This is a genomic window from Streptomyces sp. NPDC021019 (genome assembly GCF_044333295.1).
Lineage (GTDB): Bacteria > Actinomycetota > Actinomycetes > Streptomycetales > Streptomycetaceae > Streptomyces.
The window spans coordinates 2,252,622-2,265,330 of the sequence record NZ_JBIRQR010000001.1 but is presented as its reverse complement, the minus strand read 5'-3'; the positions used below and the strand labels follow the sequence as shown (position 1 = coordinate 2,265,330).

The following is a 12,709-nucleotide window of genomic DNA, read 5'->3' as shown; positions in this document are numbered from 1 at the left end:
CGCCCGCCGTCCGGCGAACCGGAAGCGGGCAGGGCGCAACAGCTTGAGTAAGGTCCGAACTTCCTACCCGGAATGACCCGGGCGAGGTTCAGAGGGTCTGCGGCCAACCTGTCCTTGGTGCCGCACTCTCAGCGCTGTGGCGCTCCCCTGTCGGAATATGAAGTTGATTTCGGGCCCAGGCTACACCGGCGGATTTCGGCCGCCCGGGCGGGAGAGGCCAAGGGCTACGGAACAGCCCTCAGCGCTCGGAGGCCGCCAGCTGCCCGCAGGCCCCGTCGATCTCCTGACCGCGGGTGTCCCGGACGGTGACGGGCACGCCGTGGGCGGCGATGGCCTCGACGAAGGCCTTCTCGTCCTCGGGCCGCGAGGCGGTCCACTTCGAGCCGGGCGTGGGGTTCAGCGGGATCAGGTTGACGTGCACCCGCTTGCCCTTGAGCAGCCGGCCGAGCCGGTCGCCCCGCCAGGCCTGGTCGTTGATGTCCCGGATCAGGGCGTACTCGATGGAGATCCGGCGGCCGGACTTCTCCGCGTACTCCCAGGCGGCGTCCAGCACCTCGCGGACGTTCCACCGGGTGTTGACGGGGACCAGGGTGTCGCGCAGCTCGTCGTCCGGGGCGTGCAGCGAGACGGCGAGGCGGCACTTGAAGCCCTCGTCGGCGAAGCGCAGCATGGCCGGGACGAGTCCCACGGTGGAGACGGTGATCCCGCGCTGCGACAGGCCGAGGCCGTCCGGCTCCGGGTCGGTGAGACGGCGGATCGCGCCGACCACGCGGTTGTAGTTGGCAAGCGGCTCGCCCATGCCCATGAAGACGATGTTGGACAGCCGCGCGGGCCCGCCGGGCACCTCGCCGTCGCGCAGGGCACGCATGCCGTCGACGATCTGGTGCACGATCTCGGCGGTCGACAGGTTGCGGTCGAGGCCGGCCTGCCCGGTGGCGCAGAACGGGCAGTTCATTCCGCAGCCGGCCTGCGAGGAGATGCACATCGTGACGCGGTCGGGATAGCGCATCAGGACGGACTCGACGAGCGTCCCGTCGTGCAGCTTCCACAGGGTCTTGCGCGTGGTGTCGTCGTCGCAGCTGATGTGCCGCATCACGGACATCAGATCGGGGAACAGCGCCTCGGCGAGCTTCTCCCGTGATCCGGCCGGAATGTTGGTCCACTCGGCCGGATCGGCCGCGTACCGCGCGAAGTAGTGCTGCGAGAGCTGCTGGGCGCGGAACGGCTTCTCACCGGTCGCGGCGACCGCTTCCTTGCGCTCGGCGGGCGTGAGGTCGGCGATGTGCCGCGGCGGCTTCTTGGATCCGCGGGGCGCGACGAAAGTGAGTTCTCCGGGCTTAGGCATGGTTCATCCAGTGTCGCAGACAGACGGGCGAGGGCCCGCCGCCCTGTGGACGACGGGCCCTCACTCGCGAAACGTGCAGGTGAAACAGGGTGCCGGGGAGCCGGACGGTCAGCCGGAGCCGACGAACAGCACCAGCAACAGCCAGACGACCGGCGCGGTCGGCAGGAGCGAGTCCAGCCGGTCCATGATGCCGCCGTGGCCCGGGAGCAGGGTGCCCATGTCCTTGATCCCGAGGTCCCGCTTGATCATGGACTCGCCCAGGTCGCCGAGGGTCGCACTGGCCGCGACCGCGAGGCCGAGCAGCAGTCCCTGCCACCAGGCGCCGCCGTCGATCAGGAACTCCATGCACAGCGCGCCGGCGACCATCGCGAAGGCGACCGCTCCGAGCAGGCCCTCGCGGGTCTTCCCGGGGCTGATGCGCGGGGCGAGCTTGTGCGTGCCGAAGCGCCAGCCGACCGCGTACGCGCCCGTGTCGCTGACCACGGTGAGGACCAGGAAGGTCAGGACCCGCCACGACCCGTCGTCCGCCGTCAGCATCAGGGCGACGAAGGTGGCCAGGAAGGGCACGTAGAACGCCGCGAAGACTCCGGCCGTGACGTCCTTGAGATACCCGTCCGGCGGCTCGGTCATCCGCCAGACCAGCACCGCCAGGGCGGTCAGGGCCATGGCGATCCAGGCGCCCTCGGGTCCTCGCGCGTAACCCGCGACGACCATCGCGGCTCCGCCGACGGCCAACGGCACCAGGGGCGCCTTGATGTCCTTGCGTTCCTGGAGGCGGGAGGTCAGCTCCCAGAGGCCGACGACGACCGCGGCCACTATCACGCCGATGAAAGCGGCCTTCACGATGAACAGCGAGACGCCGATGACGGCGCCGAGACCCACGCCCACCCCTATGGCGGCGCGCAGATCACGCCCCGCGCGCTTCTTCTGCGGCGGGGGCGGCAGCGGGGTGGACATGGGCTCCTGCGGCTTCTCGTCTCGGAACAGGGGGCCGCTGACGTGAGCGGCTTCCCTGTCCCGGCCGTCGCGGCTCAGCGCGTCTCTACCTGCGTCGGGAACGTCCGGCACGTTGGGCATGGGCCGAGTCTGCTGGGCGCCATGCACATCGTGGGCAGGACCCGCCGGGGCAGCCCTCATCTCGGGCGTGCCCCAGTAACCGGCTCCTTGCGGGGCACCCCGGGAAGAGTCGTTCATCAGACTTCGAGCAGCTCGGCTTCCTTGTGCTTGAGCAGCTCGTCCACCTGCGCGACGTACTTCGCGGTGGTGTCGTCGAGCTCCTTCTCGGCGCGGCGCACCTCGTCCTCGCCGGACTCCTTGTCCTTGACGAGCTTGTCGAGGGTCTCCTTGGCCTTGCGGCGGATGGAGCGGATCGAGATCTTGGAGTCCTCGGCCTTGGTCTTGGCGACCTTGATGTACTCCTTGCGGCGGTCCTGGGTGAGCTCGGGGAACGTCACCCGGATGATATTGCCGTCGTTGCTCGGGTTGACGCCGAGGTCGGAGTCGCGGATCGCCTGCTCGATGTTGCGCAGCGCGGTCTTGTCGAACGGCGTCACGACGGCCATCCGCGCCTCGGGAACCGAGAACGAGGCCAGCTGGTTGATCGGGGTCAGCGCGCCGTAGTAGTCGGCGACGATCTTGTTGAACATCGCCGGGTGCGCGCGGCCGGTACGGATCGCGGCGAAGTCCTCTTTCGCGACGACAACGGCCTTCTCCATCTTCTCCTCGGCCTCGAGGAGGATTTCTTCGATCACCACGTGCTCCTGCGTGTCTTGGGTGGGCCCGGCGTCGTCATCGCCTGGCCCTGCGGGTCCTGCGTCGCGTCCTCACCTGCACGGTGTCCGACCGGCAGGCCGTTGTCCATCCTGGGGGGCCGTCAGGCCCGGGTGCTCTCGTCGCTCACGAGCGTGCCGATCTTCTCACCCTTGACCGCGCGAGCGATATTGCCCTCGGTGGTCAGCTCGAAGACGAGGATCGGGAGCTGGTTGTCACGGCAGAGCGTGATGGCGGTGGCGTCGGCGATCTTCAGATTGCGGGTGATCACCTCGCCGTACTCCAGTGCGTCGAACTTCACCGCGTCGGGGTTGGCCTTCGGGTCGGAGTCGTAGACCCCGTCCACGCCGTTCTTCCCCATGAGCAGCGCCTCGGCGTCGATCTCCAGGGCACGCTGGGCGGCGGTGGTGTCGGTGGAGAAGTACGGCATGCCCATACCGGCGCCGAAGATCACCACGCGCCCCTTCTCCAGGTGCCGTACGGCGCGGAGCGGGATGTACGGCTCGGCGACCTGACCCATGGTGATGGCGGTCTGGACGCGCGAGTCGATGCCCTCCTTCTCCAGGAAGTCCTGGAGTGCCAGGCAGTTCATGACGGTGCCGAGCATGCCCATGTAGTCGGACCGGGCCCGGTCCATGCCGCGCTGCTGGAGCTCGGCGCCGCGGAAGAAGTTACCTCCCCCGATGACCACCGCGATCTGGGCGCCGTCGCGTACGACGGCGGCGATCTCGCGGGCGATGGTGTGCACGACGTCGGGGTCGACGCCGAGACCGCCGCCACCGGCGAATGCCTCACCGGAGAGCTTCAGCATGAAGCGCCCGGACCCCTTGTCGTCGTCGCGCTGGTCGTCGGCCTGCATGGCGTCCGCGCCCTTGTCCATGGAAATTCTCCTCGTGCACATACGAAGAAGGCCATTGCCGGTGGGTCTGGTGTCCCTACAGCGGCAATGGCCTCCTCGTCAGATCTGCGGTCGTCCGGCGTGGGTGCGGCCGTCGACTGCACCAGACCCTATCGGGTCCGGCGCTGTACGCCCGGACGGACTCAGATGCCGACCTTGATGCGCGAGAAGCGCTTCAGGGTGACACCGGCCTCGTCCAGGACCTTCTGAACGGACTTCTTGGCGTCCAGCGCGTACGGCTGGCCGAGGAGGGTGGCCTCCTTGAAGAAGCCGTTGACGCGACCCTCGACGATCTTCGGGAGCGCGGCCTCGGGCTTGCCCTCGGCGCGCGTGGTCTCCTCGGCGACGCGACGCTCGGCCTCGACGACCTCGGCCGGGACGTCCTCGCGGGACAGGTACTTCGGGGCGAAGGCGGCGATGTGCTGCGCGATGCCCTTGGCCAGCTCGGCGTCGGCCTTGTCCAGCTCGACCAGAACACCGATCTGCGGGGGCAGGTCGGGCATGGTGCGGTGCATGTACACACCGACGTAGGCACCGGTGAACTGCGCGAAGCGGTCCAGGACGATCTTCTCGCCGAGGTTGGCGTTGGCCTCGTCGACGTACGCCTGGACGGTCTTGCCGGCCTCGATCTCGGAGGCGAGGAGCGCCTCGATGTCGGCCGGGGAGGTCGCGGCGACGTGAGCGGCGAGGGTGTTGGCGACGGCCTGGAACTTCTCGCCCTTGGCGACGAAGTCCGTCTCGCACTTCAGCTCGAGGAGGACGCCGGACGTCTGGTCCTCGGAGATGAGGGAGACGACGGCACCGTTCTCGGCAGAGCGGCCCTCGCGCTTGGCGACGCCCTTCTGGCCCTTGATACGGAGCGCCTCGACGGCCTTGTCGACGTTGCCGTCAGCCTCGTCGAGCGCCTTCTTGCAGTCCATCATGCCGGCGCCGGTGAGCTCGCGGAGCTTCTTGACGTCAGCGGCGGTGTAGTTCGCCATGAGTCTGTATGTCTCTCTCGAAGTCTGAAAGATCTACGGGTGAACGGCGGGGGCGACGCTTGTGGCGTCGGCCCCCGCCGTCAGCAGCCGTGACGGGTGTCAGGCCTGCTCGGCGTCCGCGTCGGCGGCCGGGGCCTCGGCGGCGGCCGGAGCCTCGACAGCGGCCTCGGCCGGCGTCTCGACGTCGGCTGCGGCGTCCTTCTCGGTCTCGACAGAGGTCTGGACCTCGGCGGCAGCCGCGGTCTCGTCCTTCTTGTCGCCCTCGAGCAGGTCGCGCTCCCACTCGGCGAGGGGCTCGCCGGCGGCCTTCTCGCCCGGCTTCGAGTCACCGGTGGCGGCACCGGAGCGGGCGATGAGGCCCTCGGCGACCGCGTCGGCGATCACGCGGGTGAGCAGGGTGACGGAGCGGATCGCGTCGTCGTTGCCCGGAATCTTGTAGTCGACCTCGTCGGGGTCGCAGTTGGTGTCGAGGATCGCGACGACCGGGATGTGGAGCTTGCGCGCCTCACCGACGGCGATGTGCTCCTTCTTGGTGTCGACGATCCAGACGGCGCTGGGCACCTTCTGCATCTCGCGGATACCACCGAGGGTCTTCTCCAGCTTGGCCTTCTCGCGCGAGAGGACCAGGAGCTCCTTCTTGGTGAGGCCGGAGGCGGCCACGTCCTCGAAGTCGATGAGCTCGAGCTCCTTCAGACGCTGAAGGCGCTTGTAGACGGTGGAGAAGTTGGTGAGCATGCCACCGAGCCAACGCTGGTTGACGTACGGCATGCCGACGCGCGTCGCCTGCTCGGCGATGGCCTCCTGGGCCTGCTTCTTCGTACCCACGAACATGATGGAGCCGCCGTGGGCGACGGTCTCCTTGACGAACTCGTAGGCGCGGTCGATGTACGACAGCGACTGGAGCAGGTCGATGATGTAAATGCCGTTGCGCTCGGTGAAGATGAAGCGCTTCATCTTCGGGTTCCAGCGACGGGTCTGGTGACCGAAGTGGACGCCGCTTTCCAGCAGCTCCCGCATCGTGACGACGGCCATGGCCGTACTCCTTGAGGTGCTCGGTTACCGCGACCGCAGGTTTGCGCTCGCGCCTGACGCCCCGACGCGCCGTGCCACGAAGGACCGAGGAGCGCGGCCACCTCCGAGAAGAGGGAGGTGGCGGGGCGTGCGAAGTCGACCCGGTGACCCGGATCGCCGTAAGAAGTGTACGGGACCGGTCGGGTGCCTGATGACGGCGATGTCCACAACCGGGCGACGGTGACGTCCACGGCCGGGTGGCCGCGATATCCACAACCGGCGAGTAGTCCACAGGGGCGGTCCTCGATCCCCGGAATCCAGGCCTCCGGGCCATCGTGGCGTCATGCGCCTTCAGTCCGGCCCACGCCGCTCCCCCGCCCGCCGCACCGCGTTCCTGCCGCTCCTGGTGCTCCTTGTGCTCCTTGTGCTCCCGCTGCGCGTGCTGCTCCCGGCCGGCCCCTCGGCCCCGGGTGGGTCCGTCGTCCCGGCCGGAGCCCTGGCGTTCTCGTCGGGCGCGCGCACCGACGAGCCCTTCCGTGCGGGCCGCGCGGGCGTCCGCACGGAAGGCGGCACGGAGGGTGGCACCGGCAGCGGCCCCCGGAGCTGGCCGCTGCCGGGGAGGCCCACGGTGCTACGGGGGTGGGAGCCGCCCGCCGGTCCTTACGGGCCCGGCCATCGCGGCGTGGACCTGGCGGCGGAGCCGGGTGCCCGGGTGCTGGCGGCCGCCGACGGCCGGGTGTCGTTCGCGGGCCGGGTGGCGGGGCGCGGGGTGGTCGCCGTCGAGGTGGCCGGCAGCGGTTCGCCGCCGCTGCGCACCACGTACGAGCCGGTGAGGGCGCTGGTCGAGGAGGGCGCGAGCGCCCGGGCCGGGCAGCCGGTCGGGGTGCTGGAGGAAGGGCCGTTCCACTGCGACGAAGGCTGTCTGCACTGGGGGCTACGGCGCGGGGACGCCTATCTGGACCCGCTCTCGCTGCTGCCGCCCGCACTGCTGCGGAAGGGCCCCTCGCGGCTGCTGCCGGTGTTCGGGGTGCCGGAGCCGGACGCCGTCCGGGTCAGCCGCTCACGCCGCGCAGGACCATCGCGACGACGGTGTCCGCGATGACGCCCGGCTCCTCCGCGACACCCAGTTCGATACGGCGCACGGCGGCGTCGACCGAACCCTGCATGAGCATGGCGGCCAGTCTCGGCTGTGTGTGGCCGAGGTCGCCCAGCGCTTCGACGATCATGGCGATCAGCCCGCCGTGCGCGGCCCGGATCTTCTCCCGGGCGCCCGCGTCCAGCTCGCTCGCCGAGATCGCGACGACCGCGCGGTGGCGACGGTCCCCGACGAGGTCGAGCTGCCGGCGCACATACGCCTCGATCTTCGCCTCGGGCGTCTCGGCGCCCTGCATGGCGTTCTCGACCTCGGCCGCCCAGACGGGGAAGTCGACGGCACACAGCTCCTCGACGACGGCGGCACGGGAGCGGAAGTACTCGTACACGGAGGAGCGCGCGAGGCCCGTGCGCTCGGCGAGCGCGGGGAAGGTCAGCGCCTCCGTACCGCCCTCGGACAGCAGGGAGCGCGCGGCGTCCAGGAGGGCGCCGCGCTGCATGGTCCGGTGCTCGGCCACCGAGGCCGCTCGAATCCTGGGCACGCCTCCACTCTACGGCGGCAGGGATGCGGGGGGAGGGCACGACCGCCGATCGGATGGCCGGAGAGTGCCGGAAAGGGGCGTCAGCGGCCCGCGTCGGCCAGCTTCGCCCGGAGCTGGAGCACGGACTTGGTGTGGATCTGGCTGACCCTGCTCTCGGTCACCCCGAGGACGTTGCCGATCTCCGCGAGGGTGAGGCCCTCGTAGTAGTAGAGGGTCACCACGGTCTTCTCCCGGTCGGGGAGAGTGTTGATGGCCCGCGCGAGCAGTCTTCTCAGCTCGCGGTCCTCGGCGACCTCCACCGGGTTGTCGGCGGCGGTGTCCTCCAGCGTGTCCATCAGACTCAGCCGGTCGCCGCCTTCGCCGCCGACGTGCAGCAGCTCCTCCAGGGCGACCACGTTGGCCAGCGACAACTGGCTGAAAACGGCGTGCAGTTCCTCCAGGGCGATGCCCATCTCCGAGGCGACCTCGGCCTCCGACGGCGTACGCCGGAACTGCGCCTCCAGCGTGGCGTACGCGCGCTCCACGTTCCGCGCCTTCTGGCGGACGGACCGCGGGATCCAGTCCAAGGCCCGGAGTTCGTCGATCATCGCGCCGCGGATCCTGGTGATCGCGTACGTCTCGAACTTGATGGCCCGTTCGATGTCGAACTTCTCGATGGCGTCGATCAGCCCGAAGACCCCGGAGGAGACGAAGTCGGCCTGCTCGACGTTGGACGGCAGCCCTACGCTCACCCGGCCCGCGACGTACTTCACGAGCGGCGAGTAGTGCAGGATCAGCTGCTCCCGCAGTCGCTCGTCGCCCGTGGTCTTGTACGAGCGCCACAACTCGTCGAGGGAGGAGGGGGCGGGAGGGCGCACAGTGCCACGCGCAACCGGTGGTACTGCCGCGCGGTCAGACCCGGAGGTGTGCTGGGGCATGTGGTGCCTTGAGCCGTTCTGCCGTGAAGTGCTGGGGGACTTTTGTCTGGGGCGGAATCCTTGTGAGCGTAGCGTGACTGCGACGTCGCAGTCCGCGCAGGCCGGGAGATCCCTGCCGCCTGATCGCGTTGCGCCGTTCACGCCGTCCGCGCCCGCCGGAGGCCGGGGCCGCCGCCGTGGGCACGGGCCCTGAGCAGGTCACCGATCGATCGTGCGAGGTCATCGGCCTTACCTTTTCACCCGAATGCTCCAGGTCAAGTACCGCCTCGCCGCGCGTCGTCGTTGCGTGCCGACGGAAGCGTCAATCGCCAGCCGTCGCCTTCGCGTTCGACGAACCCCAGTGAGTGCAGTTCGTACAGTCGACCGAGCGTTTCGTCGGCGGACGTCCCCGCGGCGCGGGCGAGGTCACGAGGGTGGGTGACACCGTGGTAGGGGAGCGCGTCGAGGACCCGCGCGGTGACCGCGTCCAGGTGGTCCCTGGGCAGCACCGGTCCGCGGCGGACCGGCGGGAGGTCGCCGATGTCCCCGACCAGCTCGACGACTTCGTCCGCGTCGGTGACGAGCAGGCCCTCACCGCGCAAGAGCTCGTGGACCCCTGCCGACAGTCCGCTGGTGGCGGGGCCGGGGACCCCCATCGCGACGCGGCCGAGCCGTTGTGCCTGGCGGGCGGTGACCAGCGAGCCGCTGCGGTATTCGGCCTCCACCACGACCGTCCCCCTGGTCAGCGCTGCGATGACACGGTTGCGCATGACGAATCGGCTGCGGGTGGGGTGGGACGACGGGGGCAACTCGGCGACGATGAGGCCCTGTTGTGCCAGCCGCCCGAGCAACTCGGCGTGCCCGCGCGGGTAGGCGACATCGACCCCGCAGGCCAGCACCGCCGTCGTCGCCCCGCCCGCGGCCAGCGCGCCGCGGTGGGCGGCCCCGTCCACCCCGAACGCCGCGCCCGACACCACCACCCAGCCCCGCTCGGCGAGCCCGGAGGCGAGGGCCGCCGCCATGTGCGCCCCGTACGGGGTGCAGGCCCGCGCGCCGACCACCGCGACCGAGCGCAGGGACCACAGCCGCAGATCGGACCGCCCCCGCACCCAGAGCCCGACGGGCCGCGCGTCGCCCAGGTCGTTCAGTTGGCTCGGCCATTCCCGGTCCCCCGGGCAGACGAAGCGCCCGCCCACCGCGGCGACCTCGGCCAGGTCCCGCCCCGGCTCCGCTCCGGCGGCCCGCAGCCGGTAGCCCCCGAGCCGTGCGGCCGTCATCCCCGGCAGCCTCTCGGCGGAGCCGTCCTCGACGGTGAGCCTCCGCATCAACTCGACGGGGCCGGTCTGCCGGAGCCAGCGCCCCGCGCGCTCGTCCCCCGGCTCCAGCACCCGGGTCAGCGCGGCCCTGGCCAGCCGCTCCGCCTCCCTGTGCCGCACGGCATCCCGGCCACCGTCCCGGCCCGGCTCCGGCCCGCGCTCCCGGTCACCATCCCGGGCCGGCTCCGGCCCGCGACCCCGGCCGCCGGACCGCGCGACGCACTCCCGGTCCGGCTCCGCCCCGTACTCCTGATCCGACTCCACGCCACCCTCCCGGCCCGCCCCCGCCCCGCGCTCCCGGTCCGGCCCGCGCCCTCGGCTCTCGCCCGGGCCACCGTCCCGGGCCGACTCCCGGCCGGCCCCCGGCGGGCGCCCCGGCCCCGGCAGCCCTTCCCCCGTCACCCCGGTCACCGCTCCCCCACCCCCATCGGCACCCCGCGCTGGATGCCCGTACGCAGCTCCAGGGCGGCCGCCACGTCGGAAGCGTCCGGGCGGGCGGCTCCCCGCAGGTCCGCCACGGTCCACGCCACCCTCAGCACCCGGTCCAGCCCCCGGGCCGTGAGGATCCCGCGCTCCAGATCCCGCTCCGCGGCCGCCAGCGCTCCCGGGGCCGCGAGCAGCCGGGTCCGCAGCTCGTGGCCCGGCACCTCGCTGTTCGTGGTCCACGGGGTGCCGGCCAGCCGCTCGGCCGCCCGCGCCCTGGCGTCCCGCACCCGTGCGGCGACGACGGCCGTCGACTCGCCACGGCCGCCCTGCCCCAGGAGGTCCACGCGGTCGACCGGCTCCACCTCGACCCGCAGGTCCACCCGGTCGAGGAGGGGCCCGGACAGCCGCGCCTGATAGCGGCGGACGACCGAGGGCGGGCACTCGCAGCCCGCGCCGGTGAGCGAGTGCCGGCCGCAGGGGCACGGATTGGCGGCCAGCACCATCAGGAATCGGGCCGGCAGCCGCACCACCCCCGCGGACCGCGCGACCACCACATGCCCCGACTCCAGCGGCTGCCGCAGCGCGTCGAGGGCCTTGCCCGAGAACTCGGGGGCCTCGTCCAGGAAGAGCACCCCGCGGTGGGCCAGGGACACCGCCCCGGGCCTCGGCATCCCGTTGCCCCCGCCGACCAGGGACTGCATCGTCGCCGAGTGGTGCGGGGCGCAGTAGGGCGCCCGGGAGACGAGCGGTTCACCCGGGGGGAGGATGCCCGCCACGGAGTGGACCGCCGTCACTTCGAGGGATTCCTGCCGGGTCAGCGGCGGCAGGACCGACGACAGCCGCTCGGCCAGCATGGTCTTGCCGGCGCCCGGCGGGCCCGAGAACAGCAGATGGTGTCCCCCGGCCGCCGCCACCTCCAGGGCCTGTCGCGGGCGCGGCTGCCCCGCGACGTCCGCCAGGTCGGGCCGGTGCCCGTCGTCCCGCCCGGCGGCCGGGACGAGCCCCGCACCGAGGCCCGTGCCCGGGATCATGAGCCCGGCCAGCATGGCGTCGGGGCGTCCCTGGCCGTCGACCGGCTCCTGCGGCACCGGTTCGTCGCACAGGACGGCGATGAGCTGGCGCAGGCTCCGGACGCCGAGGACGGAGACTCCCGGCACCAGGGCCGCCTCCCCGGCCGTCTGCTCGGGAACGACGACCTGCTCGTACCCCGCTTCGGCCGCCGCGAGGACGGCGGGCAGCACGCCCCGTACCGGACGGACCCGGCCGTCCAGACCCAGCTCGCCGATCATCACCACGTCGGCGATCGCGGCGGGGTCGATCCGCTCCGCCGCGCCGAGGACCGCACACGCGACGGCGAGGTCGAAACCCGAACCGCTCTTCGGCACGGAGGCCGGGGAGAGGCCGACCGTGAGCTTCTTCTGCGGCCACTCGGCACCGGAGTTGACCACGGCGGCCCGCACCCGGTCCCGGCTCTCGACCAGGCTCTTGTCCGGCAGTCCGACCAGGGTGAAGGCCGCCACGCCCGGCTCCAGGTCCGCCTGGACCTCCACCACCACGCCCTCGACGCCGACCAGCGCCACGGAACACGCTCGCGCGAAGCCCATCAGGACACCCCCCGGGCGTGCTCCGCGACCGGGGCTCCGCGCCGGGGCACGATCACCCCGATCAGATCGATGCGGACCCCGCCGGGCGGTGGCCCGCCGTGCCGGTCGAGCCAGATCTCGGCGAGCCGTCGCAGCCGGTCCGCCTTGACCGGACCGACCGCCGCCATGGGGTGTTCGAACCCGTGTGACCTGCGCGTCTTCACCTCGCAGAAGACCAGGGCGTCGCCGTCCCTGGCCACGATGTCGATCTCTCCGGCGTGGCAGCGCCAGTTGCGCTCGACCACCGCCATTCCGGCTTCGTCCAGCAGCCGCGCCGCCAGATCCTCGCCGTACCGCCCGAGTGCCCCCCGTGCGTTCATGTCGGCACCACCTCCGGCACCGACTGTGACCCGGCCCGCCCCAAGATGTGGATCTTGGTGGACAACTCCGCGGATGTGGAAAACCCGGCCACCCACAAGGGTGACCGGGTCGTATCCGCGACGCGCGTATCAGGAGCCCGGCACCGGACAGCGCGGGGTCAGCCTCCCGGAAGCTCCAGATCGCTCTTGTTGAGCTCTTCGATGTTGACGTCCTTGAAGGTCAGCACGCGGACCTGCTTGACGAACCTCGCGGGCCGGTACATGTCCCAGACCCAGGCGTCCGCCATGGACACCTCGAAGAAAACCTCACCCTGGACGGAGTGCACCTGCATCTCGTAGTCGTTGGTGAGGTAGAAGCGCCGTTCGGTCTCGATCACATATTTGAACAGACCGACGACATCGCGGTACTCCCGGTAGAGCTTCAGCTCCATCTCGGTCTCGTACTTCTCGAGGTCCTCGGCGCTCATGGC

Annotated in this window: 13 protein-coding genes and 1 riboswitch; of the genes, 1 reads left to right on the top strand and 12 read right to left on the bottom strand. The window is 71.3% G+C overall.

Annotated elements, in window-relative coordinates:
• Positions 1-42 precede the first annotated feature (42 nt).
• A riboswitch (TPP riboswitch) is annotated at positions 43-159 on the bottom strand.
• Positions 160-238: 79 nt separating this feature from the next.
• The 6 genes from rlmN to rpsB all read right to left on the bottom strand — a co-directional run bounded on the left by rlmN (position 239) and on the right by rpsB (position 6,025).
• Positions 239-1,345, bottom strand: a complete 1,107-nt coding sequence (gene rlmN, locus ACH4RG_RS10465; RefSeq protein ID WP_018960715.1) for a 23S rRNA (adenine(2503)-C(2))-methyltransferase RlmN — start codon at positions 1,343-1,345, stop codon at positions 239-241.
• A 108-nt stretch (positions 1,346-1,453) separates the two neighbouring features.
• Positions 1,454-2,539, bottom strand: coding sequence for a phosphatidate cytidylyltransferase (locus ACH4RG_RS10460; RefSeq protein WP_397923940.1), 1,086 nt, complete (start codon positions 2,537-2,539; stop codon positions 1,454-1,456).
• Positions 2,539-3,096 (bottom strand): ribosome recycling factor, encoded by a 558-nt coding sequence (frr, locus tag ACH4RG_RS10455; RefSeq protein ID WP_018960718.1) that lies wholly within the window; start codon positions 3,094-3,096, stop codon positions 2,539-2,541. Before frr ends, ACH4RG_RS10460 begins: the two co-directional genes overlap by 1 nt.
• Positions 3,097-3,218: 122 nt before the next feature.
• Positions 3,219-3,995 carry a UMP kinase gene (gene pyrH, locus ACH4RG_RS10450; protein WP_397923942.1) on the bottom strand — a complete coding sequence of 259 codons (777 nt, stop codon included), beginning with the start codon at positions 3,993-3,995 and terminating at the stop codon, positions 3,219-3,221.
• Positions 3,996-4,156: 161 nt separating this feature from the next.
• A complete protein-coding gene (gene tsf / locus ACH4RG_RS10445) occupies positions 4,157-4,993 on the bottom strand; it encodes a translation elongation factor Ts (protein ID WP_018960720.1) in 837 nt (278 codons plus the stop codon).
• Positions 4,994-5,092: 99 nt separating this feature from the next.
• Positions 5,093-6,025: a 30S ribosomal protein S2 gene (rpsB, locus tag ACH4RG_RS10440; protein ID WP_397923944.1), complete on the bottom strand. Its 933-nt coding sequence runs from the start codon at positions 6,023-6,025 to the stop codon at positions 5,093-5,095.
• Positions 6,026-6,347: 322 nt separating this feature from the next.
• On the opposite strand from rpsB, the gene ACH4RG_RS10435 reads away from it, so the two are divergent.
• Positions 6,348-7,106, top strand: a complete 759-nt coding sequence (locus tag ACH4RG_RS10435; RefSeq protein ID WP_397928720.1) for a murein hydrolase activator EnvC family protein — start codon at positions 6,348-6,350, stop codon at positions 7,104-7,106.
• Here ACH4RG_RS10435 and ACH4RG_RS10430 read toward each other — a convergent pair.
• The 6 genes from ACH4RG_RS10430 to ACH4RG_RS10405 all read right to left on the bottom strand — a co-directional run bounded on the left by ACH4RG_RS10430 (position 7,057) and on the right by ACH4RG_RS10405 (position 12,706).
• On the bottom strand, positions 7,057-7,614 hold the full coding sequence (locus ACH4RG_RS10430) for a TetR/AcrR family transcriptional regulator (RefSeq protein ID WP_018960723.1): 558 nt from the start codon (positions 7,612-7,614) through the stop codon (positions 7,057-7,059). The two genes, ACH4RG_RS10435 and ACH4RG_RS10430, sit on opposite strands and share 50 nt — an antisense overlap.
• Positions 7,615-7,718: 104 nt before the next feature.
• Entirely contained in the window at positions 7,719-8,555 is an 837-nt protein-coding gene (gene whiG, locus ACH4RG_RS10425) for an RNA polymerase sigma factor WhiG (RefSeq protein ID WP_003965944.1), read from the bottom strand.
• A gap of 254 nt (positions 8,556-8,809) precedes the next feature.
• Complete coding sequence (gene dprA, locus ACH4RG_RS10420; RefSeq protein ID WP_397924305.1) at positions 8,810-9,922, bottom strand: DNA-processing protein DprA; 1,113 nt, start codon at positions 9,920-9,922, stop codon at positions 8,810-8,812.
• Between the two features lie 335 nt (positions 9,923-10,257).
• A complete protein-coding gene (locus ACH4RG_RS10415) occupies positions 10,258-11,880 on the bottom strand; it encodes a YifB family Mg chelatase-like AAA ATPase (protein ID WP_397923948.1) in 1,623 nt (540 codons plus the stop codon).
• Positions 11,880-12,239, bottom strand: a complete 360-nt coding sequence (locus tag ACH4RG_RS10410) for a YraN family protein (protein WP_397923950.1) — start codon at positions 12,237-12,239, stop codon at positions 11,880-11,882. The genes ACH4RG_RS10415 and ACH4RG_RS10410 overlap by 1 nt, the downstream gene beginning before the upstream one ends.
• A 158-nt stretch (positions 12,240-12,397) precedes the next feature.
• Positions 12,398-12,706, bottom strand: a complete 309-nt coding sequence (locus ACH4RG_RS10405; protein WP_003965949.1) for a DUF2469 domain-containing protein — start codon at positions 12,704-12,706, stop codon at positions 12,398-12,400.
• Between the last annotated feature and the right edge of the window lie 3 nt (positions 12,707-12,709).